Genomic DNA, 26,625 nt, shown 5'->3' with positions numbered 1-26,625 from the left:
GGGCCCCGGCACCCGTCGCGGCCCGGGCCCCGGTCGCGGCCGCCCCCTCGCCCAGCTATGCTGGCCAGCTGATGCGGGCGCTGGAACGGCATCGCCGCTACCCCGACGAGGCCCGCTGGCGCCGTGTCGAAGGCGTCGCGCTGCTGCGCTTCCGCATGGCCCGCGACGGCACCGTGACCGGCTACCGGATCGAACGCAGCACTGGCGATGCCTCCCTGGATCAGGCGGTGCAGACCATGATCCAGAATGCCTCCCCCCTGCCCGCCCCGCCGGACGACCTGCCCGGCAACCCGGTGGAGCTGACCGTGCCGGTGCGTTTCACCTTGCGGTGATCACCCCCGTGAATGATGTCTGATCGCCGCGAGGTGAGGCTGGTGGCGCCGAATTCACCCGGCGCCCTGGCGGCGGACAGGGGACCGATGCCAATCTCCGACGTTGAGAGCCACAAGCGTGGCAAACCAACGAGGTCGGATATCACCATGGCGCATACCAGTCTCCACCGCGGCGGCCCGGTCGTCCGGATCGACCGGCAGGACCCGGAAGCCCACCGGTCGGGCCCCGATGCCGGTGCGGCGCAGCAGGAGATCATGCCCGTCATCGACGCCCTGCTCGCGGTCGGCGACGGACTGGAACACGACAAGCTGGACGCCGCCTGGGTCGAGCTCGACAATGCCGAGTTGGAGCTGCGCTGCCAGGAAGGCCGCGCGATGTCGCCGCAGCCGGCCCTGGGCAAGGCGCTCGGCGCCGTGGAACGGGCGCGCGAGAACATGGCCATGGCGGACGTCGGCCGTGCCTCGGCCGATATCGAACAGGCGATCAGCGCGCTCCGCCGCCTCTAGCGGCCTAGCCGCCGACCGGCCCGCCCGCCACCCGTGCGATGCCCGCCAGCACGCTGCGTGGCGGCACCCCGGCCTGGAATTCCGGCCAGCGCGTCCCTGGGCGGTCGAAGCTCGCGCCGGGTTCCGCCCCGGGATGGCGGATTGTGGTGAACAGCGATTCCCCATCCGGCGTGAAGGCCGCCCCCCCGACCGAGGCGCCACGCGGCGCTCCGTAGATCGGCAGCGGCACGCCGCGGCCCGGCCCGGCGAGGTCACAGGCGAAAAGCCCCTCCGCCTGCGCCCCGATGCGGCCGCCGCGGTCGGTGCCGATCCAGGCCCGGCCGCGCCCATCCACCGTCACCGTATCCGGATTCTCCGGCCAGGCACTGCCCGGCGGCAGTCCGGCACCGCCATATTGCGCCTGTGGGCTGCGCGGATCGCCGGCCGCGAACAGCAGCCGTGCCGTTGCGCCGCTTGACGCATCATCGCCATTGGCGGCCGAAAGCTCAATCACATGGCCCGCCGGCCGGGCCGGGCTGCCATGACAGGCCAGCAGCAGCCGCGGCCCCATCGGGTCCAGCCCCAACCCTGCCGGCGAGTCGAGCGGGCTGCCGCCCGCCTGCTGCGCCATCGCCAGCGGTGCCGCGGAAGCGCCGTCCGGCAGCGTCAGCCAGGTCACCCGGTCGCCGTCCAGCCGCGCCACCGAAAGGGTGCCGCGGTCCAGGCCATCCTCGGCGGTGGCAAGGCCGGCCGAGACGAAGCGGAACAGGAAGCCGCCGACCCGCCGGTCCGTCATATAGACCACCGCCCGGCCGTCCCGCCCCAGGGTCGCCGCCACGTCGCCATGGGCGAAGCGACCCAGCGCGCCCCGCTTCACCGGCACGGACTGCGGGTCGAAGGGGTTCAGCTCGGCGACATAGCCGAAGCCGCTGCCATCGGCGAAGGCCGGGTCCAGCCCGCCGAGCCTGCCCTGCCAGAAGGCCGGATCGCCTTCCGCCAGCAGCAGCGTGCCCCAGGGCGTCACGCAGCCGCCGACCAGGCCGAGCAGCCCGCGCACCGCGCCGACGGCCCCGCCGGTCACCCGGCACAGGGTCGAGCCACCCAGCCGCCGGCTCTGGTAGCCGCCGTCCACCACCACCCAGCGGCCGCCCTGCTTCTCGATGTTCAGCAGCGAGGCGCCCTGCATCGCCGCCGCCGCGGCAGGCTGGTCGGCCCCGCCGGGGAAGGCCATGCGGGGATCCACCGTCGGATGCACCACCGCCAGGATGGCGCGCGGCACGCCATCGCTGGCCGGCTGCTGCGGCACCGCGATCCCGGCGACGCGCGCATCCCAGCCGAACTGCCCGGCGACCGCATCTGGGTCCGGCGTGCGCGGCGCCCAGCGCGGCGCATCGAAGGTGACGCGATCGCCCCAGCGCACCAGCACGTCCCGGCGATAGCCGCGTGCCACCGTGTCGTCCTGCTTCACCGGCAGGGCGAGCGGCTCCAGCTCGTTGCGGCGGATCTGGCTCAGCGCCGGGGCGGCAAGGCCGCCTCCGGCCGCGGCCAGCAAGGCACGGCGAGCGATCATGCCGCCACGACCGGCGGCATCCCATGCACGGTCACCGGGGGCAGCGGCCCCTCCCAGCGCGCGATCTGCACCAGGCAGGACTGCGCCGAGGGCCCCTGGCCCAGCCGCGAGGTACCGACATCCGCGGTGAGCACGTTCGGATTGCCATGCACGCACATCGCATCCGGGTCGCCCGGGGTCGCCGGGTCGTACCAGGCACCCGTCGCCATCGCCACCACGCCCGGCAGCATCCCCGGCTTGATCCGCACCCCGCCGAGGCAGGCGCCGCGGGCATTGAAGATGCGGACGATATCGCCATCGGCGAGGCCACGCGCCGCGGCATCGGCCGGGCTCATATTCACCGGCTCCCGCCCCTGGATCTTGTCGGCGGCGGCCACCCGCCCGGGGTCGAGCTGGCCATGCAGCCGGGTCGCCGGCTGGAAGGACAGCAGGTGCAGCGGATACTCGGCCGCCGCCTTGGCGCCCAGCCATTCGCGCGGCTCGATCCAGACCGGATGGCCGGGGCAATCGGCATAGCCGAAGCTATCGATGGTCTCGCTGAAGAGCTCGACCTTGCCGGAGGGCGTGTTGAGCGGCTCCGCCTCCGGATCGGCATGGAAGTCGGCGAATTGCGTGTATTCCTCGCCGATCGGCACGGGCGGCACCTCGACATGCCCCTCCGCCCAGAAGCGGTCGAAGTCTGGTGCCTCGTAGCCGAGGTTGCCGCAGGTCAGGCGCCACTGCTCGTACAGGTGGCGCAGCCAGGCATTCTCGTCGCGCTGCTCGGTGAAGCGGTCGCGGTAGCCCAGCGCATCGGCGACATCGGCCAGCATGTCGGCATCGTTGCGCGCCTGGGCCACCGGCGGGATCGCCTGGTGCATGGCGCGGAGGAAGCGGTCGCGGCTGCTGCTGGCGATGTCGTTCCGCTCCAGCGTGGTGGTCGCCGGCAGCACGATATCCGCCTGCCGGGCAAGTGCCGTCCACCACGGCTCCTGCACCACGATGGTCTCGGCCCGCGCCCAGGCCCGCTGCAGCCGCGGCAGGTCCTGGTGGTGATGGAAGGGATTGCCCCCGGCCCACCAGATCATGCGGATATCCGGCAGGGTGATGTCGCGGCCGTTGTACTGCAGGATCCCGCCGGGACGCTCGAGCATCTCGGTCACCCGGGCGACTGGAATATGCAGCCCGCCGCGATTGCGGATGCCGGGCGAGGACACCGCCGGCAGCTCCCGCCGCGGCGTGCCCATGCCGTTGATGCTGCCATAGCCGAAGGCGACGCCCTGGCCCGGCTTGCCGATGCTGCCAAGCATCGCGGCCAGGGCAATCAGCATCCAATAGGGCTGCTCGCCGTAATCCGCCCGCTGGATCGACCAGGCGGCGGTCAGCATGGTCGGCTTGGCCGCGCATTCCAGCGCCAGCCGGCGGATGGTCTCGGCCGGGATGCCGGTGATGGCGGCCGCCCAATCCGGCGTCTTGGCGATGCCATCGGCCGCGCCGGTGACATAGGCCCGCAGCCGGTCCCAGCCGGTGCAATGGGTGGCGAGGAAGCCGCGATCCTCCAGCCCCGCCTCGACCAGCACCTGCGCCATGGCCAGCAGCAGGGCCGCATCCGTGCCCGGCCGGATCGGCACCCACTCGGCCTCAAGCTCGTCCTCGGTATCGCCCTGGAAGGGCGAGACATTGACGAAGCGTAGGCCGGCCGCCTTGGCCTCGCGCATCAGCACGCCATAGTCGTGCCGCCCGGCGCCGCCCGAATTCACCAGCCCGTTCTTCGCCGCCAGCCCGCCGAGGCAGATCATCAGCTTGGCGTTGCGCGCAATCGCCTGCCAATCCGTCGTACGGCCCAGCAGCACCTCGTTGGTGCCGAGGATATGCGGCAGCAGCGTCTGCCCCGTCGCATAGGAATACGCTGTGACCGAGGAGGTGAAGCCGCCGCCGAGCCCGAGGAAGCGCTGCAACTGCGTCTTCGCATGATGGTAGCGCCCGGCCGAGGACCAGCCGTAGGAGCCGCCGAAGATCGAGGGGGCGCCATGCTCCGCCCGCACCCGCGCCGTCTCCTCCGCCAGGATCCGCGTCACCTTGTCCCAGGAAACCGGCACGAAGGGATCGCCGCCGCGCAGATGGCCGCGGCGCTTTCCCTCCAGCCAGCCCTTCCGCACATAGGGCTGGTCGATGCGGCAGGCGGCATGCACCACATCCGGCACGCTCTCGATCAGGCTGCCGGGAAAGGGATCGGGGCCGAAGGGCCGCACGCCGGTGACGCGGCCATTCTCGACCACGGCGTCGAAATAGCCCCAATGCGCCGCATGCGGCTTGATTTCGGTCATGGTATCATCCTCGGTCGGGCGGCCGGACCTTGCCATCCGGGCGGGCCAAAAGTCCATCGCAGGGGCCGCAAGCCCGCCTTCGCAAGCCGGCGATCCGGGCCTACACTCCCTCATCCGTGTGGAAGGCCCTGCCATGACCCCGCCCCGCAATTCGAACGCTGCCCGTGACATCGCCTATGCGCTGCACCCCTATACCGATCACAAGGCGCATCTCGAAACCGGCCCGGTGGTGATCAGCCGCGGCAAGGGCGTGCGGGTCTACGACGACCAGGGCAAGGAATACATCGAGAGCGTCGCCGGCCTCTGGTGCGCCAGCCTCGGCTTCGACAACGAGCGCCTGGTGCAGGCCGCCGCCAACCAGATGCGCAAGCTCCCCTTCTACCACGCCTTCACCGCCAAGTCGCATGAGCCGCTGATCGACCTCAGCGAGATGCTGATCGAGCGCGCGCCGGTCACGATGAGCAAGGTCTTCTTCGCCAACTCCGGGTCGGAGGCGAACGACAGCGCCATCAAGATGATCTGGTACATGAACAACGCGCTCGGCCGGCCCGAGAAGAAGAAGCTGATCGCCCGGCTGAAGGGCTACCACGGCATCACCCTCGCCGCCGCCTCGCTCACCGGCCTGCCGGTCAACCACAAGCTGTTCGACCTGCCGCTGCCCGGCTTTCACCATGTCGGCACGCCGCACCACTACCACGACGCCCGGCCGGGCGAGTCCGAGGAGGATTTCGCCACCCGCCTCGCCGAGGAGCTGGACGCCAAGATCATCGCCGAGGGGCCGGAGACGGTCGCCGCCTTCTGGGCCGAGCCGATCATGGGCGCCGGCGGCGTCATCCTGCCGCCCGCCGGCTACTTCCCCAAGATCCAGGCGGTGCTGAAGAAGCACGACGTGCTGATGGTGGTCGATGAGGTCATCTGCGGCTTCTGGCGCACCGGCAACTACTGGGGCAGCCAGACCCTGGGCATCGAGCCGGACATCCTGGTCTGCGCCAAGGCGCTGTCGGCGTCCTACCTGCCGATCTCGGCGGTGATGGTGAACGAGAAGGTCTTCCAGGGCATCGCCGCGGGCTCCTCCTCCATTGGCACCTGGGGCCATGGCTTCACCTATTCCGGCCACCCCGTGCCGGCCGCGGTCGCCATCGAGACGCTGAAGATCTACGACGACATGGACATCGGCGGCCATGTGAAGAAGGTCGGCGCCTATCTCCAGGCGGAGCTCCGCAGCCGCTTCGCCGACCACCCGCTGGTGGGCGAGGTCCGCGGCACCGGCATGATCGGCGCGGTCGAGCTGGTGGCCGACAGGGCGACCAAGCGCAACTTCGACCCGGCGCAGAAGGTCGGCATCCGCCTCACCAAGGTCGGCGAGCAGAACGGCGTCATCCTGCGGTCGATGAGCAACGACAGCCTCGGCTTCTCCCCGCCGCTGATCATCACCGAGGAGGAGGTCGACGAGATGCTGACCCGCTTCGGCAAGTCGCTGGACGAGATCATGGTGACGGTCCGCCGCGAGAGCCTCGCCGCGGTTTGAGCCACTCCGATACGGCGCGGCCCTGGCTGGCCGCGCCGAGCTTTCCGCTGGCGATCGCGCTCGCCATCGCCCCGGCCGCCGGCGTGCTGCAATCGAAGGCGCTGGCGCCCATCGCGGTGGTCGCCTTGGCCTGCTGCGTGCTGGCGCATTGGCGGCGGCATCGCACCCTGCCCTGGCCGACCCATCCCCTGGCGGGGCTGGCGCTGGCGCTGTTCGCCTGGGCGGCGGTCACCGCGGCCTGGGCGGCGGAACCGCTGCGGGCGCTCGGCACCTCGGTGCAGCTGGGCGGCTTCGTCCTGCTCGGCGCCGCGGCCGCAAGGGCCGTCGCGGCGGATGAAGAGCCGGCAAGGCGCCGGCTGATGCTTTACGCCACCGGCGGCCTCGTCGCCGGGCTGGTGCTGGCCGGGCTGGATGCGGCCAGCGGCAATGCCATCCGCGCCGCGGTGCGTGGCCTGCAGACCATCCCGCCGAGCCTTGCCTTCGGCCTCAAGCCCGCCGCCTCGGCCATGGCGCTCTGGCTGCCGCTGGTCGCTGCCGCACCGATCGCCTGGTGGCTGCGCGGCCTGGTGCTGCTGGGCGGTGCCGCGGTGCTGGTGGTGCTGCCGGGAGAGGCGGCCAAGCTCGCCGTCGGCGCCGCGCTGCTGGTCGGTGCCGCGGCGCTGGCATGGGAACGCCGGGTCGCGGTCACTCTCGGGGCCGTCCTCGGCCTGGCCCTGGTCGCGATGCCCATGGCCCTCGGCCCAGCGCTGGAACGCGGCGTGCCCGCCGCGGGCATCCCGCCCTCGGCGGCGCATCGCCTGCTGATCTGGGACTTCGTCATCCTTCGCATCGCCGCAAGGCCGGTGCTCGGCTGGGGCATGGAAGCCAGCCGCAGCCTGCCCGGCCATGCCGACCACCCCAGCCCGGAAGCCCTTGCCCGCTTCGGCCTGGATGGCGGCGCGACGCCCGGCTGGCTCGCCACCGCCGAGCTGCTGCCGCTGCATCCGCACAATGGCGCGCTGCAGCTGCGGCTGGAACTGGGCTGGCCCGGCGTGCTGCTGGCGGCCCTGCTGGCGGCCGGCCTGGCACTGGCCAGCCGTGGCGCCGTGGCACTGGCCATGCTCGCGGCCGGAGCGGTCACTGCGATGCTCAGCTTCGGCGCCTGGCAGGAATGGTGGATCGGCGCCGAGCTGCTGGCCCTCGCCGCCGCCGCCGGGGTGCCGCCGGAACGGCGTCACCCCGCCTCGGAAATCCGGTAGCCGGCGACTTCGCGCCGTCACTGGGGGCCGAGCGCCATGCACCCAGCGCGCCGGAGCTCTATGTCGCACCGTTCTACGACCGCCTGATCCGCCGCGGCCAGCGGATCGAAGCGGCCAACGTGGTCTTCTGCGGCGTCCCGGCGGAATACGAGGCGCTTCTGGCCTCAGGCGACTCCGGCGGATAGCAGCTGCTGCACATGCAGCACGCCCACCGGGCGCCGCCCGACCTGCACCACCAGCACGTTGATCTTGCGGGCATTCATATCGGCCAAGGCGGCGCTGGCCACCTCATCCGGCGTGGTATGGCGCGGCGCCTTGGTCATCACCTCCGCCACCGGCTGGCCGAGGATGCCGGGATGCATGTGCCGCCGCAGGTCGCCATCGGTGATGATGCCGAGCACCTCCCCCGCGTCATCCACCACCACGGCGCAGCCGAGGTTGTGGCTGGTCATGGTGATGATGGCGCGGGCCATGTCGTCCTCGGCATGGACCAGCGGCAGGGCGTCGCCGCCCTGCATCACCTCGCCCACCGTCAGCAGCTGCGCACCGAGCTTGCCGCCGGGGTGGAAGCGGTGGAATTCGGCCGGGGTGAAGCCGCGGCGTTCCAGCAGCGCCATCGCCAGCGCATCGCCCAGCGCCATCTGCACCAGGGTGCTGGTGGTCGGCGCCAGGCCATGCGGGCAGGCCTCGACCACCGGCGGCAGGATCAGCGGGATATCCGCCGCCCGGCCCAGCGCGCTCTCGGCCCCGCCGGTGATGGCGATCAGGGTCACCCCATGCCGCCGGGCATAATGGATGATGTCCCGCAGCTCCGCCGTGCCGCCCGACCAGGACAGCGCCAGGATCACGTCGGCCGCGGTCAGCATGCCGAGGTCGCCGTGGCTGGCCTCCGCTGGATGCAGGAAGAGCGCCGGCGTCCCGGTCGAGGACAGCGTCGCGGCGATCTTCCGCCCGACATGGCCGCTTTTCCCCATGCCGGTGACGACGACGCGGCCGCTGGCGGCGAAGATCGTCTCCACCGCCCGGATCAGCCCCTCGCCCAGCGCCGAATCCAGCGCCGCCGCCAGCGCCGCCAAGCCGTCGCGGCCCACCGCCACGGTCTTCGCCGCGGTCGCCCGGATGCTTGCCGGGCTGCTCAGCCGCAGCGGGCTCATGCCCCGGCCCGCCCCGGCGCCAGGATCTCCCGCGCCCGCTCCAGATCGGCCGCGGTATCGACGCCGAGCGGCACCACCGCCACCTCCTGCGCATCCACCCGCATCCCGGCTTCCAAGGCGCGCAACTGCTCCAGCTTCTCGCGCTGCTCCAATGCGGAGGGCGGCAGCACGACGAAGCGCGCCAGCGCCTCCCGCCGCCAGGCATAGAGCCCGATGTGGTGATAGAGCGGCCCCTCGCCCCAGGGCGCCGTCGCCCGGGTGAAATACAGCGCCCGGTGCCGGCCCCGGCCGAGCGGACTCCCGACCATCTTCACCACCTGCGAGGCGGTGCGCTCCTCCTCCCGCACGATCTCCGCCACCAGCGTACCGAGCGCGACCGCCGGGTCGTCCATCAGCGCCGCCGCGGCCCGGATGGCGGCGGGGTCGATCGTCGGCAGGTCACCCTGGACATTGAGGATGAGCCGATGCCGTCCCTCCGGGTCCAGCCTGCCCAGCGCCTCATGGATGCGGTCCGAACCGGAGGGATGGTCCCCCCGCGTCAGCACCGCCAGCCCGCCGGCCGCCTCCACCACGGCGGCGATCTCCGGCGCATCGGTCGCGACGGCGACCGGCCCGACATCGGCCTCCTGCGCCCGGCGCAGGACATGGACGATCATCGGCAGGCCATGGATATCGGCCAGCGGCTTGTCCGGCAGCCGGGTCGCCGCCAGCCGGGCGGGGATCAGGACGATCGGGCTCATGCGCCGGGGGTGCGCTTGGCTAGGGCGTCGAAGGCCATCAGGGTCTCGATCAGCGCCGCGAAATCGCGCAGCGGCACCATGTTCGGCCCGTCCGAGGGCGCCTTGTCCGGATCCGCATGGGTCTCGATGAAGACCCCGGCCACGCCGACGGCCACCGCCGCCCGCGCCAGCACCGGCACGAATTCCCGCTGCCCGCCGGAGGAGGTCCCCTGCCCGCCCGGCTGCTGCACCGAATGGGTCGCGTCGAAGATCACCGGCGCCCCCATCGCCGCCATCACCGGCAAGGCCCGCATGTCGGAGACGAGGGTATTGTAGCCGAAGGAGGCGCCCCGCTCGGTCGCCAGCACCCGGCCATTGCCTGCGCCGGTCACCTTGGCGATCACGTTCTTCATGTCCCAGGGCGCCAGGAACTGGCCCTTCTTGACGTTCACCACCCGCCCGGTTTCCGCCGCCGCCACCAGCAAATCGGTCTGCCGGCAGAGGAAGGCCGGGATCTGCAGCACATCGACCGCCTCGGCGACGGGCGCGCATTGCCCCGGCTCATGCACATCGGTCAGCACCGCCAGGCCGAGGCTTTCGCGGATCTCGGCGAAGACCGGCAGCGACTGCGCCATGCCCATGCCGCGGGCGCCGCTGGCGCTGGTCCGGTTGGCCTTGTCGAAGCTCGCCTTGAAGACCAGCCCGAAGCCGAGCCGCGCGGCGATCTCCTTCAGCGCACTGGCCATCTCCAGCCCATGCGCCCGGCTTTCAAGCTGGCAGGGGCCGGCAATGACGGCGAGCGGCAGCGCATTGCCGATGCGCAGCGCGCCGAGGGTGACGACCGGATCGGGGGCGGTCATGGTCTGCATGTCCTGAAAGGGTTCGGCATGGCGCCGGTATCCCCCTTCAGCCCCGCCGGATCAAGCGGGCCGGAGGCTAGGCGCCCTGCTGCACCATCTGTTCCAGGTACTGCCCGTAGCCGCTCTTCCTGAGCGGCTTGGCCAGACTGAGCAGCTGGGCATCGTCGATGAAGCCGCGGCGCCAGGCGATTTCCTCCGGCGCCGCGACCTTCTGCCCGGTCCGCTTCTCGATCGCCCGGACGAACTCGCCCGCTTCCAGCATGCTGTCGTGGGTGCCGGTATCGAGCCAGGCATAGCCCCGCCCCAGCCGGGCCACCCGCAGGCTGCCTTCCTCGAGGTAGAGCCGGTTGAGATCGGTGATCTCCAGCTCGCCGCGCGGCGAGGGCTTCAGGCTGCGCGCCAGCGCGGAGGCCCGACCGTCGTAGAAATAGAGCCCGGTGACCGCCCAGTTCGACTTCGGCGCCGGCGGCTTCTCCTCCAGGCTGAGGGCGCGGCCCTCGCCGTCGAAATCCACCACGCCGTAGCGCTCGGGGTCGGCGACCCGGTAGGCGAAGACCGCCGCGCCGTGCTCGGCCTGCACCTCGGCCATCCGCAGGTCCAGCTCATGGCCGTGGAAGATGTTGTCCCCCAGCACCAGGGCGGAGGGCTGCCCGGCGAGGAACTCCTCGCCCAGGATGAAGGCCTGGGCGAGCCCGTCCGGGCTCGGCTGCACCATGTACTCGAAGCGCACGCCCCACTGGCTGCCGTCGCCCAGCAGCCGCTCGAACAGCGGCAGGTCGTGCGGGGTCGAGATGATCATGATCTCGCGGATGCCGGCCAGCATCAGCACCGAGAGCGGGTAGTAGATCATCGGCTTGTCGTAGATCGGCAGCAGCTGCTTGGAGACCGCCAGGGTGCAGGGATGCAGCCGCGTGCCGCTGCCGCCGGCGAGTACGATGCCCTTCATGGGGTGGGATCCTTCCGGGGAGTGAGCAGCGCATCGAGGCAGCGGTCGAGCCCCACCCGCCAGTCGGCGGCGGCGATGCCGAGCACCGCGGCGGCACGGCTGCAATCGAGCCGCGAATTGGCCGGGCGGCTGGCCTTGGTCGGGTATTCCGCCGTGGTGATGGCGATGAGCTTCGGTGCCGGCTGGCCGCGCGCCGCGGCGCCGGCGAAGATCGCCGCGGCGAAGCCGTGCCAAGTGGTGAAGGGCTGGCCGGTCAGGTGGAAGACGCCGAAGCAATCCTCCCCGGCCTTGGCCGCCACCAGCCGCGGCAGCAGGGCGATGGCGGCATCGGCCAGGTCGTCGGCAAAGGTCGGCGCACCGTGCTGGTCGGCGACGACACGCAGCTCCGGCCGCTCCTTGCCGAAGCGCAGCATGGTCCTGACGAAGTTGTTGCCATGCGCCGAGCAGACCCAGGCGGTCCGCAGCGTGACCGAGCGCGGCTGCGCCGCATGCAGCCGCCTTTCGCCTTCGAGCTTGGAGGCGCCATAGGCCCCGACCGGGTTGGGCGGATCGGCCTCGGTATAGGGCTCCGGCTTGCTGCCGTCGAAGACGTAGTCGGTCGAGTAATGCACCACCGGGATGCCCGCCCGCGCCGCCGCCTCGCCCAGCAGCCCCGGGCCGGTGCCGTTCACCGCGAAGGCCAGCGCGCGGTCGTCCTCGGCGCGGTCGACGGCGGTATAGGCCGCGGCGTTGATGATCGCCTCGGGCGCGAAGCCCGCCATGGCTGCTTCGATGCTGGCGGCGCTGGTCAGGTCCAGCTCCGGCGCCTCCAGCGCCAGCACCTCATGCCCCGCCGCCGGCAGCCGGGCGCGCAGCTCGGTCGAGATCTGGCCGGTGCGGCCGACGACGAGAACCCGCATCAGCCGGCCTTCGTCGGCAGCAGGCCGAGCCGCTCGCCGGCATATTTCTCCGCCCGCAGCGGCTGCCACCACCACTCATTGGCCAGGTACCAGTCGATGGTCGCGGCGATGCCGCTCTCGAAGCTCTCCCGCTGGCCCCAGCCCAGCTCGCGCTCGGCCTTGGCCGGGTCGATCGCGTAGCGCTGGTCATGCCCCGGCCGGTCGGCGACGAAGCGGATCTGCTCGCGCCGCGGCCGCGCCGCCGGGATGCGCTGGTCCAGCAGGTCGCAGATGGTCTGCACCACCTCGATATTGCGCTTTTCGCTCCGACCGCCGATGCAATAGGTCTCGCCCGGCCGGCCATGCTCGATGGCCGCGACCAGCGCCCGCGCATGATCCTCGACGAAGAGCCAGTCGCGGATGTTGCTGCCGTCGCCGTAGACCGGCAGTTCCTTGCCGGCCAGCGCATTGAGGATGATCAGCGGGATCAGCTTCTCGGGGAAGTGGTAGGGCCCGTAGTTGTTCGAGCAATTGGTCACCAGGGTCGGCAGCCCATAGGTCTCCCGCCAGGCCCGCGCCAGATGGTCGGAGGCCGCCTTGCTCGCGGAATAGGGCGAGCGCGGGTCGTAGGGCGTGGTCTCGCTGAAGGCGCCGGTGGCCCCGAGCGAGCCGAAGACCTCGTCGGTCGAGACATGCAGGAAACGGAAGCCGTCCCTGGCCGCGCCCTCGAGCCCGGCGTGATAGCCGCGCGCCGCCTCCAGCAGGCTGAAGGTGCCCTGGATATTGGTCTCGATGAAGGGCGCCGCCCCGGCGATGGAGCGGTCGACATGGCTCTCGGCCGCCAGGTGCATCACCGCCCCGGGCCGGTACTCGGTGAAAGCCGTGCGCATCCGCGCCGTGTCGCAGATATCGGCCTCGAGAAACGCGAAGCCGGGTTTGCCCTCGCAGTCGCGGATCGAGCGGCGGTCGCCGGCATAGGTCAGCTTGTCGACGACCAGCACCTCCGCGCCGCGCTCGAGCACGAGGTGGCGCACCAGCGCCGAGCCGATGAAGCCGGCGCCGCCGGTAACCAGGATGCGCATGGGGAGCCCTATTCGAATGCCGTCGGCAGGTCCCGCAGCCGCGGCGCCCGGCGGTCCTTGTCCGAGAGTTGCACGTCCTGCGCCCCGAAAGGCCAGGGCAGCGCCAGGTCGGGGTCATCCCAGGCGATGCCGCGGTCGCAATCCGGCGCGTAGGTATCGGTGACCTTGTAGGCCACCTCGGTATCCGGCCGCAGGGTGCAGAAGCCATGCGCGAAGCCGACCGGCACGTAGAACTGCAGGGCGTTCTCGGCGCTCAGTTCCACCGCGACATGCTGGCCAAAGGTCGGCGAGGCGCGCCGGATATCGACCGCGATATCGAGGATGGCGCCGCGCAGCACCCGCACCAGCTTGGCCTGGGCGCGCGGCGGAAGCTGGAAGTGCATGCCCCGCACCGTGCCCACCGCCGCCGAGAGCGAGTGATTGTCCTGCACGAAGACATCCCCGATGCCCAGCGCCGCGAAATCCGGCGCGCTATAGGTCTCGAGGAAGAAGCCGCGGTGGTCACCGAAACGACGAGACGCGACGAGCACGGGCCCCGCGACGGCAAAGCGGGTGGCGGTGAAATTGCCGGCGCTACGGGTGTCGCCAGAAGCCATCATCGTGCCGGAACTCTTCGCAAGCACCAATTAACCCCGCTTTGCAGCTGCATGGTGGGACAGGGCGGAGCCCTGGGCAGGGGCGATCCGCGATTGCTCGGTTCTGCATAGGAACGCGCGGCGAAGTCAAGCGGCCCACCCGATACCGCTCCCGGTCCGCACAAGCCGTCGGCTTCACCGCTTCTTTACCTGCGCCCGGCATGATGATGCCAACCGGCCCGAGGATTGCGGTCGTCCAGCAAGGGAAAAGCCCGATGCCGCTGAATTCCGTGAATACCAATGTCGGCGCCATGGTGGCGTTGCAGTCGCTGAATCGTACCGGCGATGAGCTCTCGGCCACCCAGAAGCGAATCTCCACCGGCTTCCGCGTGGCCGATGCCAAGGACGACGGCGCAGCCTTCGCGGTGGCGGAGCGTATCCGCGGCGCCGTTTCCGCCACCACCTCCGCCAATGAGCAGCTCGGCGGCGTGAAGGGCTTGCTCGACGTCTCCAATGCCGCGCTGGAGAATGTCTCCACCACCCTGCAGAAGCTGCAGGCCGTCGCGGTGAAGCTGGCCGACGGCACCATCACCACCGAACAACGCAGCCAGTACCAGTCCCAGGCCGGCGAATTGACCAAGAACATCAAGTCCTTCATCACCGATGCCAGCTACAATGGCCTGAACGTCCTGAACGACCCGGCGACCCTGGCCATCCAGGTCGTCACCAATGGTACCGGCACCTATTACAATTTCAGCGGCTACAAGGCCCTGACCAATATCTACAACTCGGTTTCTGCCGCCAGTAGCTGGACCCGCGGCGATGCCTCCTCGGCGCTCACCAGCACCGGCGCGGTCGGCAAGGCCATCACCAATACCCTGACCCAGCTCAATAATTTCGGCAGCTACTCGAACTACATCGACAGCCAGATCAACTACAACAAGTCGATCCTGGATGCCCAGCAGAGCGGCCTCGGTGCGCTGATCGATACCGACATGGCCAAGGAATCCGCCCGCCTCCAGGCGCTGCAGATCCGCCAGCAGCTCGGCACCCAGGCCCTCGGCATCGCCAACCAGGCGCCGCAGTCGCTGGTCAGCCTCTTCCGCTGACGCCGGGCCTCAGTTCCGTCGCAGGTCCCAGAAGCCGGCCGGCGGGCTCGCGCCCGCAGCGCCCGGCCCCGCGGCCCCGACCGCAGCCTGGCCGGCCGCCGGCGGCGGCAGGCGCGCCGGCACATCCGTGATGAAGGCCCGCGGCGGCGGTTCGCCGACCGGCGGCAACGGCGTCAGTTCCCGTCGCGGCGGCCCCCCCGGCAGGCCGGTCACCGACGGCAGGTTCTCGAAACTGCGCGGCGCCGCGACCGGCGCCAGGGCCGAGGCCGGCAGGGGCGCGAAAACCGGCTCATCGCCTGGCGCCGGTTGACGCGCGAGGGGAGATTGCAGCGGCGGGGGCGGCGCCAAGGCCTCGGCGGGCGGCACCTGCATGGGCGGTGTCTCGAGCGCCGGCGCGGCGCGCATGGGCTCCGGAATCCGGAAGGGCTGCATCCCCGCCGGCAGCGGCGAAGGCCCGAACGAGCGCTGCGACGCCATGCCGGGCCCGTCATCCGAGCCGAAGACCCGGCCGAACCAGCCCTGCCGCAGCGCCGGCACCTCCGGCACCGGCCGCGCCTGCTGCCGCGCCGCTGCCATCAGCGCCCCGAGCGTCGGCGGCTGCACCGGCAGGCCCGAGGGCCCCAAAGCGCCATAGCCAGCCGGCATCGCCACCCGCTGCGGCACCGGGGCGGGAGCCATTGGCGCGGGCACCTGGGCCGCAAAGGCCTGGCCCCGCAGGATCGGCGCAGGCTCCGGCGCCGGTCCGCCGTAGTCGAAACCCGGCCCACGTCCGGCCAGCCGCGACGGCGCCACGGCACCGACGCAGCGGAAGGCCAGTCGGTAGTCACCGGGGTTGATCCGGGTCCGCAGCAATTGGGTCTGCTCGCCCTGGCGGGTGCAGAAGCCGGTCGCCTCGCTCAGGGCCATCTCCGCCGCGCTGCCCAGGTTCCGGCTCGTCACCGTCAGCCCATAGGTCCCGGGGTCCAGCGGCAGGATGCCGGAGGATTGCGGCGGCGAGCAGCCTGCCAACAGGATCGCCCCGACCAGCGCCTTGCCGCCCCTCACCCGCATCCCGCCTGTCCCCCGACGCCTCCCGTTGTAATCCCTTCGGCCCGGACTGGCAGCCGGAAAGCACGGATTCGGAACGGTCCGGGAAGCAATTCTTCCCGGACGTGGCGTCATGGCAGCCGCTTCCCGCCCGCCCGCCTTCGGGCCTATAGCCGCAGCAGACGTCCCGGGAGAAACACGCCATGCCCCGCCTCACCCGCCGCCGAGCCCTTGCCGCCCCAGCCCTGCTGCTCGCCGGCCCGGCCCTGGCCCAGGACAATTGGCCCAGCCGCCCGGTGACGATGATCGTGCCCTGGGCCCCCGGCGGCTCGAACGACGTCTCCGCCCGGCTTCTCACGCCGCATCTCGAAGCCCGTTTCGGCCAGCCCTTCATCGTCGAGAACCGCCCCGGCGGGGGGGGAAGCGTCGGCATGGGCATGGTCGCCCGCGCCCGGCCGGATGGCCTGACCCTGCTGGTCTCCTCCGCCTCCAACCACGTCTTCCACCCGCTCATCGCGCCGGACCTCGGCTACGACGTGCGGCAGGCGCTGGTGGGGATCGCCATGCTGGTCGATGTGCCGAACGTGGTCGCCGCGTCCAATGCCCTCGGCGTCCGCACCATCCAGGAGCTGATCGCCAAGGTGAAGGCGGACCCCAAGGGCATCACCTTCGCCTCCTCCGGCGTCGGCTCCTCCAACCACCTGGCCGGGGAGCTGTTCCGGCTGAAGACCGGGCTCGACATGACGCATGTGCCCTATCGCGGCGGCGGCCAGGCGATCACCGACCTCATCGCCGGCACCGTGCCGCTGGCCTTCCTCAACCTGCCGACGGTGCTCGGCCCGGCCGAGGCGGGGCAGGTCCGCCTGCTCGCCGTCGGCACCGCCACCCGCGTCCCGAGCCGGCCGGACCTGCCGACCGTCGCCGAGCAGGGCGTGCCGGATTACGCCGTCCGCTCCTGGACCGGCCTCTTCGCCCCGAAGGGCATGCCGCGCCCGGCGATCGACAAGCTCTCGGCGGCCCTGAAGGAGATCCTCGACCTGCCGGCGGTGAAGAAGCGGCTGACCGACATGGCCAGCGACCCGCTCTACATGGACCCGGCCGAGACCGACCGCTTCATCGGCCAGGAGTTCGACCGCTGGGGGCCGGTGGTGAAGGCGGCGGACGTCAAGCCGGAGTGACGCCGCCGCCGGCGGGGCCTGAAATCAGGCCCCGGTTCCCGGGTCAGGCATTCCGCCGCATGTCGGCCGTCGCGGTCGCCCCGGCCAGCTTGCCGAAGACCATGCCGTTGATCAGCCCCGACCCGCCGGGATAGTTGAAGTAGAAGATGCCGCCGACCAGCTCCCCGGCGGCATAGAGCCCCTCGATCGGCGCCTGGTCGGCATCCAGCACCCGCGCCTCGCTATCGACCCGCAGGCCGCCGAAGGTGAAGGTGATGCCGCAGCCGACCTGATAGGCCTCGAAGGGCCCCTCATCGATGGTATTGGCCCAATTGGACTTGTTGATCGCCAGCCCCTCGGTGCCGCGGCCGTCCTTGATGTTCGGGTTGAAGGGCACGTCCTGCTTCACCGCCGCGTTGTAGGCGCGGATTTCCTCGAGGAAGGCCTTCGCGTCGACGCCCTCGAGCTTGCTCGCCAGCTCCTCCAGCGTATCCGCCTTCACCTTCGTCACCTGCTTGATGCGGTACTCGTCGCGGAGCTGCTTCTCGACCTTCTTGTCGAAGACCTGCCAGGCGAAGTTGCCGGGCTGCTCCAGCACCACCCGGCCGTACTTGGCATAGGTGTAGTTGCGGAAGTCGGCACCCTCATCGAGGAAACGCTTGCCGTTCGCGTTGATCAGCACGCTCCAGGGGTAGCTGTGCTTCTGGAAGGCATCGCCGACCGCGAGGTCGCCGTATTCCGGCGCGTTGAAGTCCCACTGCACCGCATGGCAGCCGCTGTAGTTGCCGAAGGGCGAGGCGCCGATGTCGAGCGCCATCTTGATGCCATCACCCGTGTTGAAGCGGGTGCCGCGCACCTTGGCCAGTTCCCAGCCCGGGCCGAGGTAGCGGGTGCGCATCTCGGCATCGCCCTGGAAGCCGCCGGCGGCCAGGATCACCGACGGAGCGCGGAGGTCGTAGATGCGGCCGGGCGACTTCACCTGCACGCCCTCGACCTTGAAGCCGTCATAGAGGATCTTCTGCGCCCGGGTCGCGTAGCGGATCTCGATGCCCTTCTTCAAGGCGATCTCGGTCTCGGCCTGCACCAGGCCCGGCCCGCCGCCATAGGCGGCGACCGTCAGCCCGCCCCAGAACTTGAAGCGCCCATCCACCTTGAAGGCCTGCTGGCCCCAGATCGGGGCGAAGCGCACGCCCTTGTCCTTCAGCCACTTCATCGTCTCGAAGCTGCGGCGGACCAGGATCTCGCAGAGCTCGGGATCGGTGCGGTTCCGCGTCACCCGGAACATGTCGTCGAAGAACTGGTCCTCGGTATAGGTGCCGAAGTCGGTGATGGCGCATTCGGCGTCGGTCAGGTCCGGCATCAGCTCGCGCAGGTCGTCGACGCCGCGATAGGCGAAGCGGATGTTGCCCGCGGTGAAGCGGGTATTGCCGCCGGCCTCGTCCTCGGGCGCACGCTCCAGCACCACCACCCGGGCGCCCTGTTCCTGGGCGGAAAGCGCGGCGCAGAAGGCGGCATTGCCGCCGCCGACCACGATGACGTCGAATTCCTCGGACATGCTCGCATTCCCTCTCTGTGCACCGATGTATACATTGCCTGCCGGCCCTGTCTAGGCCGGCCCTGTCCAGGCCGGCGCTTCTAGGCGGGCGCCGCCGCCGCCATCCCGAGCCGAACCTCATGCGCCGCGGCGATATGCGCCCGCGCCGCCGCCTCCGCCCCGGCCGCATCCCGCTGCGCCACGGCGGCGACGATCCGGCCATGCTCCTCCCGCGCCGCGGCCGCCCGGCCGGGCAATTCCAGGGTCGTCGGCCCCAGCAGCAGCAGCGAGTCCGACAGCGAGGAGAGCGCCCGCAGCAGGTAGCGGTTATGCGCCGCCTGATGCAGGGCGCGGTGAAAGCGCCGGTTGTGCTCGGCCGCGGCCTCGGGCGGAATCCGGCCCTCTTCCTCGACCAGCCGTTGCAGCAGGGCGATATCCGGCCGCCCGGCATGCTGCGCCGCGAGGCGTGCGGCGGTGCCCTCCAGCGCCTCCCGCATGCCATAGAGTTCATCCACCTCGGCATGGTCGTATTGCGCGACGCAAAGGCCGCGGGCCGGCAGATGGGCGATCAGGCCGTCGGATTGCAGCCGGCGGATCGCCTCCCGCACCGGGGTGCGGCTCATGCCCAGGCTTACGGCCAATTCGACTTCCAGCACCCGCTGGCCGGGCTGCAGCGCGCCGCTCCGCAGTCCCTCGCGGAAACGGTCATAGGCCTGGTCGGCCAGGCTGCTGCCGGTGCTCGGACTGCGTTGCATGCCGCCTGCATACACGCGCATGCAGCCATGCCGCAACCATTGACCCCATCCCCGTCACGGCGGAGCATCCTTGCCAACCCTGGAGGAACCCCCGATGCGCGCCCTGCCGAATTGGCGATCCCTGCTCTATGTCCCGGCGACCCGGGAAAGCTTCGTCGCCAAGGCGCATACCCGCGGCGCAGATGCCATCATCCTGGACCTCGAGGATGCCGTGGCCGTCGCCGAGAAGCCGGCGGCCCGGGCGGCGCTCGCCGGCGCCATCCCCCGGGTGCGCCAGGGCGGCGCCGATGTCTGCGTCCGCATCAACCGGCCGCTGCGGATGGCGGTGGCGGATATCGATGCCGCGGTCGCCGCCGGTGCCGACGTCCTGGTGCTGACCAAGCTGATGGGCCCCGACCACGTCCGGCTGCTCTCGGAGCTGATCGCCGAGAGCGAGGCCGCGCATGGCATCGCCATCGGCCATACCCGCTGCATTGGCCTGGTCGAGACCGCCGATGCCCTCTCCGCGATGGAAGCCATCGCCAGGGCGGATCCGCGCATGGTGGCGCTGGGCGCCGGCGGCGAGGATCTGGCGACCGACCTCGGCGCCGAGCCCTCCCCCGATGCGCTGTACCTGCCGAAGATGATGGCGGTGATGGCCGCGCGGGCGGCCGGGATCCTGCCGCTCGGCTTCGTCGGCACCGTCGCCGGCCTCTCCGACCCGGATGGCTACCGCGCCATGCTCCGTCGCTCCCGCAAGCTGGGCTTCGCCTGCGCGAGCTGCGTGCATCCCTCCCAGGTGGATGTCATCAACACCGAATACGGCGACAGCGCGGAAGCGGTAGCCGAGGCCCGGCGCATGGTCGCCGCCTTTGCGGAAAGCCTGGCGAAAGGCGTAGGCGCCGTGACTTTCGAAGGCAGGATGATCGATGAGCCGGTGGTGGCCCGGGCCCGCCGGCTCCTGGCCCGCTCAGGCTGACCATTGGTCGATACAACTAAAGTACTTTTTCGCATGTTTTAATTTATTGGATTCAATGTCAGAATAACGTCATTCGAGAGATTGAAGCATTGATCGAATTCGTCCAATTGGCCCTGGTACTACATTTGGAGCATATGCCAGTGGCTACTACGCCCGATAAGTCCGGAGTTTCCCAGTGGGAACAGTACCTGGGTGAGCTGATCAATGCTTCGCGCGCGCAGGCAGGCCTCAAGCCGCTGAGCTTCGACGCGGAGCTCGTCAGTGCCGCGGGAAAGCACAGCGACTGGATGGTCGCCCAGGATGTATTCTCGCATACGGGCGTCGGCGGCAGCTCGGCCAGCGCCCGCATGACGGCGGATGGGTATTCATGGCAGGCCGCCGGTGAGAACATCGCCTATATCGCCGGCTCCGGCGCCGCCACCATCGATGCCGGCGATGTCCAGCAGCTCCATACCATGCTGATGAACTCGCCCGGGCACCGCGCCAACCTGCTAAGCGCGACCTTCACCGAGGTCGGGCTCGGCATCACCCAGGGCGACTACAAGGGACGGCCGGCGATCTTCGTGACCGAGGACTTCGGCAAGCCGACCGCGACCGAAGCCGCCGAGGCGGATGGCTGGTTCATCTGACGCGGCAGGCGTCGCCGCACCGGTACTGAGCCCGGTACGGCAGCAAAAGGCCCCGGAGACGCCTGGCGTCCCCGGGGCTGTCCGTCTCAGTCGGCGTATTGCCCCGCCGCCTGGATGATCGGCTTCCACTTGGCGATATCGGCCATCCAGAAGGCCCGGTGGGCCTCCGGCGTCGCCTGCGCCTGCGTCACCGGCGTGGTGCCGAGATCGCTGAACCGGGCCACCAGCTTCGGGTCGCGCAGCGCGACCTGCAGCGCCTGCGACAGCCGCTGCACCACCGCCGCCGGCGTGCCCTTCGGCGCATAGAGACCGTGCCAGACGCTGACCTGGAAGTCCGGCAGCCCGGCCTCGGCCGAAGTGGGTACATTCGGCAGGGCCGGGACGCGGGCCTCGGTGGTGACCGAGAAGACCTTGAGCGCACCGGAATTGATCTGCTCGGTGGTATTGGTGGTCTGGTCGCACATCAGGTCGATGCGGCCGGTGAGCAGTTCCTGGATGGCCGGGCCGGTGCCGCGGAAGGGCACCGTCGTCATCGGCGCATCCACCGCCTTCATCAGCAGCAGGCCACAGAGGTGGCTGGCGGCGCCGATGCCGGCATTGGCATAGTTCAGGGTATCGCGGTCACGGCGGATGACGGCGACGGCCTCGGCCAGGGTATTGGCCGGGAAATCCTTCTTCGCCACCAGGGTCATGGGCACCTCGGTGATGAGGCCGACCGGCTCGAAGCCGCCCACCGGGTCATAGGCGAGGCGCCGGTAGAGGCTCGGCGTCGTCGCCATGCCGATGTGGTGCAGCAGCAGGGTATAGCCATCCGGCCGCGCGGTGGCGACGCGCTGGGAACCGATGGTGCCCCCGGCGCCGCCGGCATTCTCGACCACGATGGTCTGGCCCAGGTCGCGACCCATGGCCTCGGCGACCAGCCGGGCCACGGTATCGGTCGGCCCGCCGGCGGCGAAGGGCACGATCACGGTGATGGTGCGGCCGGGGAACTGCTGGGCCATGGCAGGCGTGGCGAGAGGCACGAGCGCGGCAAGCGCCAGCAGGGCGCGACGGGCGAGGCGGTTCATGAAAGGCTCCCAAAGCGGCGGCGTTTCTACACCGCCGCTTTGATTAACCTCACGTTAGAACGCAAGCGAGATTTACGTCAGGCATCCATCTTCAAGGCGGCAATGAAAGCACTCTGCGGGATTTCGACCTTGCCGAATTGCCGCATCCGCTTCTTGCCTTCCTTCTGCTTGTCCAGCAGCTTCCGCTTGCGGCTGATGTCACCACCATAGCATTTGGCGGTCACGTCCTTGCTCATCGCGCTGATCGTCTCTCGCGCGATGACCCGGCCGCCGATCGCCGCCTGGATCGGAATCTTGAAGAGCTGGCGCGGGATCAGCTCCTTCAGCTTCTCGCAGATCTGCCGTCCGCGCCGGTCCGCCTGGCTGCGATGCGCCATGAAGGACAGCGCATCCACCGGCTCGGCATTCACCAGGATGGAGATCTTCACCAGGTCGCCCGGCTCATAGCCGTCGACCGCATAGTCGAAGCTGGCATAGCCGCGGGAGACCGATTTCAGCCGGTCATAGAAGTCGAACACAACCTCGTTCAGCGGCAGCCGATAGACCGCCATGGCCCGCGTCCCGACATAGGTCAGCTCCGCCTGCTGGCCACGCCTTTCGTTGCACAAGGTCAGCACCGCGCCGAGATACTCGTCCGGCACCATGATGGTCGCCTTGATCCAGGGCTCCTGGATCTCCTCGATCACGCTGGGGTCGGGCATGTCGGCCGGGTTGTGCAGGTCCTCGACCACGCCATTGGTGCGGCGGATCTTGTAGACCACGGAGGGCGCGGTCGCGATCAGGTCGAGGTCGAATTCCCGGCTCAACCGCTCCTGCACGATCTCGAGATGCAGCAGCCCGAGGAAACCGCAGCGGTAGCCGAGGCCGAGCGCCGCCGAAGTCTCCATCTCGTAATGGAAGCTGCTGTCGTTCAGCCGCAGCTTGCCGACCGATTCGCGCAGCTTCTCGAAATCATCCGCATCGACCGGATAGAGCCCGCACCACACCACCGGGATGCTCGGCTTGAAGCCCGGCAGCGCTTCCTCCGCCGGGTTGCGGTCGTCGGTGATGGTATCGCCGACATTGGTATCGGCCACGGTTTTGATCGCCGCCGTGACGAAGCCCATCTCGCCCGGGCCGAGGCTTTCGCACTGGATCATCTTCGGCGTGAAGATGCCCACCTGCTCCACCGTATGGACCGCGCCATTCGACATCATGCGGATGCGCTGGCCCTTCTTCAGGTGCCCATCCCGCACCCGCACCAGCACCACCACGCCGAGATAGGCGTCGTACCAGCTATCGACCAGCAGCGCGGTCAGCGTCCTGGCCGCATCGCCGGTCGGCGGCGGCAGCCGGGTCACGATCGCCTCCAGCACGCCCTCGATGTTCAGCCCCGTCTTGGCGCTGATCATCACCGCGTCCGAGGCATCGATGCCGATGACATCCTCGATCTGCTGCTTCACCCGGTCCGGCTCGGCGGCCGGCAGGTCGATCTTGTTCAGCACGGGGACGATCTCGTGATGCGCCTCGATCGCTTGGTAGACATTGGCGAGGGTCTGCGCCTCGACCCCCTGGGAGGCATCGACCACCAGCAGGCTGCCTTCGCAGGCGGCGAGGCTGCGCGAGACCTCATAGGCGAAGTCGACGTGGCCGGGCGTGTCCATCAGGTTGAGGACATAGGTCTCCCCATCCTGCGCCTTGTACTGGATGCGGACCGTCTGGGCCTTGATGGTGATGCCCCGCTCCCGCTCGATATCCATGTTGTCGAGCAGCTGTTCCTTCATGTCCCGCAGCGCGACGGTGCCGGTGGTCTGGATCAGCCGGTCGGCCAGGGTCGATTTCCCATGGTCGATATGGGCGATGATCGAGAAGTTGCGGATCTTGGACAGCGGGGTATCGGGCATGGGATTCCGGCGGCCGGGGACAAAGGAGGCCCGGCCTTTAAGGGTGCAGATAAGCCAGCGCGGCCAGGAGGGGAAGCTAAAGCAGCTTGACCAGGGTGGCGACCGCCACGACCGAGGCGGCAATCATGGCACCGAGCTTGATGATCAAGCGCTGCTCGAGGTCGCGCAGCTTGAGTTCGAGATAGTCCTGGGTGACGAGCTGGGCCGTCCCCATGACATCGGCCAGCGCCGCGGCGGTATCCTGCGCCTGCCCGGCCGGAAACCCCGCCTGTTCCAGCTTCCGCGCCGGCGCGAGGGTATCGAAGGGAATGGCCGCCATGCCCCCAGATTAGGGCTCGCGGCCCGGATGTTTCAACACCCGCCCTACCGCAGCACCGCCCCCGTCGCCTTGCCCACCGCCGCCACGACCTTGGCCGCCACCGCCTCGATCTCGGCATCGGTCAGGGTCGCCTCGCGCGGCTGCAGGGTCACCTGCAGGCCGAGGCTCACCTTGCACTCCGGCAGCTTCTCCCCGGCATAGCGGTCAAAGACCGAGACCTCGGTCACCAGCACCCGCTCCGCCCCTTTGGCCGCCCGCAGCACCGCCTCCGCGCTCACCCCGGCATCGACCAGGAAGGCGAAGTCGCGCCGCAGCGGCTGGAAGGCCGGCAGGTCCGGGGCGCCCTTCTTGCGGCGCTTCGGCTCCGGGATGGCATCGAGGAAGACCTCGAACCCGACCGCCGGCCCGCTGATGTCGAGCGCCGCCCGCACCCTGGGATGGATTTCCCCGAAGCTGGCCAGCACCGTCTTCGGCCCCTGCCGCAGCACGCCGCTGCGGCCGGGATGGTAGAAGCCCGGCGCATCGGTGGTGACGGTAACGGCGGCCATCGGCACGCCCAGCGCCGCCAGCACCGCCAGCGCGTCCCCCTTGGCATCCATGGCATCGAAGGCACGCGACGCCTCCGCCCAGTGCCGCGGCGTATGGCCGACGCGCACCCCCGCCGCCACCGCCAGCTGACCTTCCGGCGATGGGTCGCGATAGGCCGCGCCCAGCTCGGCCAGCGAGACGTCCGGGTAGCCCCGCGCCGCATTCCGCGCCGCCGCCAGCAGCAGGCTGGCCACCGGCGTCGGCCGCATCTGGTCGAGGTCGGCGGCGATCGGGTTCACCAGCCGCAGCGCTTCCGGCGTCGCGCCGAACAGCGCCGCCGACTTCGCCTCCATGAAGCCGAAGCCGACGCTGTCCAGCATGCCGCGCGCCGCCAGCACCCGCCGCGCCAGCCCGGCCCGGGCCTGCTTCGGGGTCAGCGCCGCCGCCGGCACCACCCCGGCCACCGGCAGCGAGACCGCCGGGATGGTGTCCAGGCCGCGGATCCGCAGCACCTCCTCCACCAGGTCGGCCTCGGGCTCCACGGCGGCGCAGCCCTCGGCCGCGGCCCGGGCGCGGGCTTCCGGCAGGCCGGGGAACTGGTCCAGCGCGCCCCGGCCGGCGATGTCGTTGCGCCAGGACGGCACCGCGACCGTCACCTGCGCCGCATCCCGCTTCGTGACGGCGAAGCCCAGGCGTTCCAGGATGCCCACCGCCTCATCCGCCGGCACCGCGGCGCCGCCGAGGCCGGCCAGCCGCTCGAAGCGGAGCGTCGCCTCCCGCTGCCAGGCCGGCTCCACGCCCGCCTCGGCCACCGCGCTCGCCTCGCCGCCGCAGAGCTCCTGGATGGTCCAGGTCGCCAGTTCCAGCGCGAGCCGCGGCAGCGCCTGGTCGACGCCGCGCTCGAAGCGCGCCCGGGCATCGGTGCGGATATCGTGCCGCCGGCCCGAGAGCGCGATCCGCACCGGGTCGAAGATCGCGCATTCGATGAAGACCTCGGTGGTGCCCTCGTCGCAGCCGGTCGGCGTGCCGCCGATGACCCCGCCCAGCGACTCCGGCCCGGAGTCGTCGGCGATGATCCCGTCCTCCGGCGTCAGCGCATAGGTCTTGCCGTTCAGCGCCGCCAAGCTCTCGCCCTCCCGGGCCATGCGCAGGGTGAGCACCCGGCCGCGCACCTTGGCCACGTCGAAGACGTGCAGCGGCCGGCCCAGGCCATAGGTGTAGAGGTTGGTCACATCGACCAGCGCATTGATCGGCCGCTGCCCGATGGCGACCAGCAGGTCCTGCAGCCACTTCGGGCTGGGCCCGTTCCGCACGCCGCGGATCGCCCGCCCCAGCACGTAGTCGCAGGCGCGCGGGTCCTCGATCCGCCACTCGAGCGGCGATGGATAAGCCACCTTGATTTCCGGCCGCACCAACGGCTTCAGCCGCCCGAGCCCCGCCGCCGCCAGGTCCCGCGCCACCCCATGCACCGACAGCGCATCGCCGCGGTTCGGCGTCACGCTGATCTCGATCACCGGGTCATCCATCCCGGCGTATTTCACGTAGCTCTCGCCGAGCGGCGCATCCTCCGGCAGGTCGACGATGCCGGAATGGTCGTCGCCGAGGCCCATCTCCCGCGCCGAGAGCATCATCGCCTCGGAGGCCACGCCGCGGATCTCGCCCTTCTTCAGCGTGATGCCGGTGCCCGGGATGAAGGCTCCCGGCAGCGCCACCACGCCCTTCATGCCGGCCCGCGCATTCGGCGCGCCGCAGACCACGGACAGCAGATTGCCATCGCCCGGGTCGACCTTCAGCGCCCGCAGCCGGTCGGCATTCGGATGCTGCTCGGCCGAGACCACATGGGCGATGCGGAAGCCGGCCAGTGCCGCGCCGCGATCCTCGACGCCCTCGACCTCGAGGCCGATGCGGTTGAGCAGCCCGGTGATCTCGGCGAGGCTCGCCTCCGTCTCCAGATGCGCCTTCAGCCAGGACAGGGGGAACTTCATC

24 protein-coding genes are annotated in these 26,625 nt (G+C 70.4%); 8 read left to right on the top strand and 16 right to left on the bottom strand.

All coding sequences use genetic code 11. From position 1 onward, the window contains the following. The coding region (locus tag AC0IW9_RS20490) for an energy transducer TonB (protein WP_471650152.1) at positions 1-332 on the top strand (332 nt) is incomplete at its 5' end. Between the two features lie 147 nt (positions 333-479). Next, entirely contained in the window at positions 480-839 is a 360-nt protein-coding gene (locus tag AC0IW9_RS20485; RefSeq protein ID WP_471650151.1) for a hypothetical protein, read from the top strand. A gap of 4 nt (positions 840-843) precedes the next feature. Here the strand turns inward: AC0IW9_RS20485 and AC0IW9_RS20480 are convergent, their stop codons facing one another. Together AC0IW9_RS20480 and AC0IW9_RS20475 are read right to left on the bottom strand one after the other, a co-directional pair. Continuing rightward, positions 844-2,388: a PhoX family protein gene (locus tag AC0IW9_RS20480; protein WP_471650150.1), complete on the bottom strand. Its 1,545-nt coding sequence runs from the start codon at positions 2,386-2,388 to the stop codon at positions 844-846. Further along, the gene (locus tag AC0IW9_RS20475; RefSeq protein WP_471650149.1) at positions 2,385-4,694 is read right to left on the bottom strand and encodes a molybdopterin-dependent oxidoreductase; all 2,310 of its coding nucleotides are present in this window, start codon (positions 4,692-4,694) and stop codon (positions 2,385-2,387) included. The genes AC0IW9_RS20480 and AC0IW9_RS20475 overlap by 4 nt, the downstream gene beginning before the upstream one ends. Before the next feature lie 133 nt (positions 4,695-4,827). Between AC0IW9_RS20475 and AC0IW9_RS20470 the strand changes: the two genes are divergently transcribed. Both AC0IW9_RS20470 and AC0IW9_RS20465 read left to right on the top strand, forming a co-directional pair. Beyond that, positions 4,828-6,222, top strand: coding sequence for an aspartate aminotransferase family protein (locus AC0IW9_RS20470; protein WP_471650148.1), 1,395 nt, complete (start codon positions 4,828-4,830; stop codon positions 6,220-6,222). Beyond that, entirely contained in the window at positions 6,219-7,460 is a 1,242-nt protein-coding gene (locus tag AC0IW9_RS20465; protein WP_471650147.1) for an O-antigen ligase family protein, read from the top strand. The genes AC0IW9_RS20470 and AC0IW9_RS20465 overlap by 4 nt, the downstream gene beginning before the upstream one ends. A gap of 164 nt (positions 7,461-7,624) precedes the next feature. Here the strand turns inward: AC0IW9_RS20465 and AC0IW9_RS20460 are convergent, their stop codons facing one another. The 7 genes from AC0IW9_RS20460 to rfbC all read right to left on the bottom strand — a co-directional run bounded on the left by AC0IW9_RS20460 (position 7,625) and on the right by rfbC (position 13,695). After that, on the bottom strand, positions 7,625-8,614 hold the full coding sequence (locus AC0IW9_RS20460; protein ID WP_471650146.1) for a KpsF/GutQ family sugar-phosphate isomerase: 990 nt from the start codon (positions 8,612-8,614) through the stop codon (positions 7,625-7,627). Further along, complete coding sequence (locus AC0IW9_RS20455) at positions 8,611-9,354, bottom strand: 3-deoxy-manno-octulosonate cytidylyltransferase (RefSeq protein WP_471650145.1); 744 nt, start codon at positions 9,352-9,354, stop codon at positions 8,611-8,613. The genes AC0IW9_RS20460 and AC0IW9_RS20455 overlap by 4 nt, the downstream gene beginning before the upstream one ends. Then, positions 9,351-10,193, bottom strand: a complete 843-nt coding sequence (gene kdsA, locus AC0IW9_RS20450; RefSeq protein ID WP_471650144.1) for a 3-deoxy-8-phosphooctulonate synthase — start codon at positions 10,191-10,193, stop codon at positions 9,351-9,353. Before kdsA ends, AC0IW9_RS20455 begins: the two co-directional genes overlap by 4 nt. Positions 10,194-10,269: 76 nt before the next feature. Then, entirely contained in the window at positions 10,270-11,139 is an 870-nt protein-coding gene (gene rfbA / locus AC0IW9_RS20445) for a glucose-1-phosphate thymidylyltransferase RfbA (RefSeq protein WP_471650143.1), read from the bottom strand. Then, complete coding sequence (gene rfbD, locus AC0IW9_RS20440) at positions 11,136-12,038, bottom strand: dTDP-4-dehydrorhamnose reductase (RefSeq protein ID WP_471650142.1); 903 nt, start codon at positions 12,036-12,038, stop codon at positions 11,136-11,138. Before rfbD ends, rfbA begins: the two co-directional genes overlap by 4 nt. Next, entirely contained in the window at positions 12,038-13,099 is a 1,062-nt protein-coding gene (gene rfbB, locus AC0IW9_RS20435; protein WP_471650141.1) for a dTDP-glucose 4,6-dehydratase, read from the bottom strand. Before rfbB ends, rfbD begins: the two co-directional genes overlap by 1 nt. An 8-nt stretch (positions 13,100-13,107) precedes the next feature. Further along, entirely contained in the window at positions 13,108-13,695 is a 588-nt protein-coding gene (gene rfbC / locus AC0IW9_RS20430) for a dTDP-4-dehydrorhamnose 3,5-epimerase (protein WP_471650157.1), read from the bottom strand. Positions 13,696-13,949: 254 nt separating this feature from the next. Here rfbC and AC0IW9_RS20425 point away from each other — a divergent pair, with 254 nt between their 5' ends. Beyond that, a complete protein-coding gene (locus AC0IW9_RS20425; RefSeq protein ID WP_471650140.1) occupies positions 13,950-14,783 on the top strand; it encodes a flagellin in 834 nt (277 codons plus the stop codon). 9 nt (positions 14,784-14,792) lie between these two features. On the opposite strand, the gene AC0IW9_RS20420 is transcribed toward AC0IW9_RS20425, so the two are convergent. Then, complete coding sequence (locus AC0IW9_RS20420; RefSeq protein ID WP_471650139.1) at positions 14,793-15,833, bottom strand: hypothetical protein; 1,041 nt, start codon at positions 15,831-15,833, stop codon at positions 14,793-14,795. A 179-nt stretch (positions 15,834-16,012) separates the two neighbouring features. On the opposite strand from AC0IW9_RS20420, the gene AC0IW9_RS20415 reads away from it, so the two are divergent. Next, a complete protein-coding gene (locus AC0IW9_RS20415) occupies positions 16,013-16,987 on the top strand; it encodes a Bug family tripartite tricarboxylate transporter substrate binding protein (protein WP_471650138.1) in 975 nt (324 codons plus the stop codon). A 43-nt stretch (positions 16,988-17,030) separates the two neighbouring features. On the opposite strand, the gene tcuA is transcribed toward AC0IW9_RS20415, so the two are convergent. Both tcuA and AC0IW9_RS20405 read right to left on the bottom strand, forming a co-directional pair. Beyond that, complete coding sequence (gene tcuA / locus AC0IW9_RS20410; RefSeq protein WP_471650137.1) at positions 17,031-18,521, bottom strand: FAD-dependent tricarballylate dehydrogenase TcuA; 1,491 nt, start codon at positions 18,519-18,521, stop codon at positions 17,031-17,033. 80 nt (positions 18,522-18,601) lie between these two features. Further along, positions 18,602-19,255: a GntR family transcriptional regulator gene (locus AC0IW9_RS20405; RefSeq protein ID WP_471650136.1), complete on the bottom strand. Its 654-nt coding sequence runs from the start codon at positions 19,253-19,255 to the stop codon at positions 18,602-18,604. A gap of 94 nt (positions 19,256-19,349) precedes the next feature. Between AC0IW9_RS20405 and AC0IW9_RS20400 the strand changes: the two genes are divergently transcribed. Next, entirely contained in the window at positions 19,350-20,213 is an 864-nt protein-coding gene (locus AC0IW9_RS20400) for an HpcH/HpaI aldolase/citrate lyase family protein (RefSeq protein ID WP_471650135.1), read from the top strand. 140 nt (positions 20,214-20,353) lie between these two features. Then, a complete protein-coding gene (locus AC0IW9_RS20395) occupies positions 20,354-20,842 on the top strand; it encodes a CAP domain-containing protein (protein ID WP_471650134.1) in 489 nt (162 codons plus the stop codon). A gap of 86 nt (positions 20,843-20,928) precedes the next feature. Here AC0IW9_RS20395 and AC0IW9_RS20390 read toward each other — a convergent pair whose 3' ends face one another. From AC0IW9_RS20390 to pheT, 4 genes are all read right to left on the bottom strand, one after another. Beyond that, the gene (locus tag AC0IW9_RS20390; protein WP_471650133.1) at positions 20,929-21,909 is read right to left on the bottom strand and encodes a tripartite tricarboxylate transporter substrate-binding protein; all 981 of its coding nucleotides are present in this window, start codon (positions 21,907-21,909) and stop codon (positions 20,929-20,931) included. A 77-nt stretch (positions 21,910-21,986) separates the two neighbouring features. After that, a complete protein-coding gene (gene lepA, locus AC0IW9_RS20385; RefSeq protein WP_471650132.1) occupies positions 21,987-23,792 on the bottom strand; it encodes a translation elongation factor 4 in 1,806 nt (601 codons plus the stop codon). Positions 23,793-23,868: 76 nt separating this feature from the next. Beyond that, the gene (locus AC0IW9_RS20380) at positions 23,869-24,111 is read right to left on the bottom strand and encodes a hypothetical protein (RefSeq protein ID WP_471650131.1); all 243 of its coding nucleotides are present in this window, start codon (positions 24,109-24,111) and stop codon (positions 23,869-23,871) included. Positions 24,112-24,155: 44 nt separating this feature from the next. Further along, complete coding sequence (pheT, locus tag AC0IW9_RS20375; protein WP_471650130.1) at positions 24,156-26,624, bottom strand: phenylalanine--tRNA ligase subunit beta; 2,469 nt, start codon at positions 26,622-26,624, stop codon at positions 24,156-24,158. Position 26,625: the final 1 nt, after the last annotated feature.

The organism is Belnapia sp. AC561 (assembly GCF_979252845.1).
This window is presented reverse-complemented; position numbering and strand designations above follow the sequence as displayed.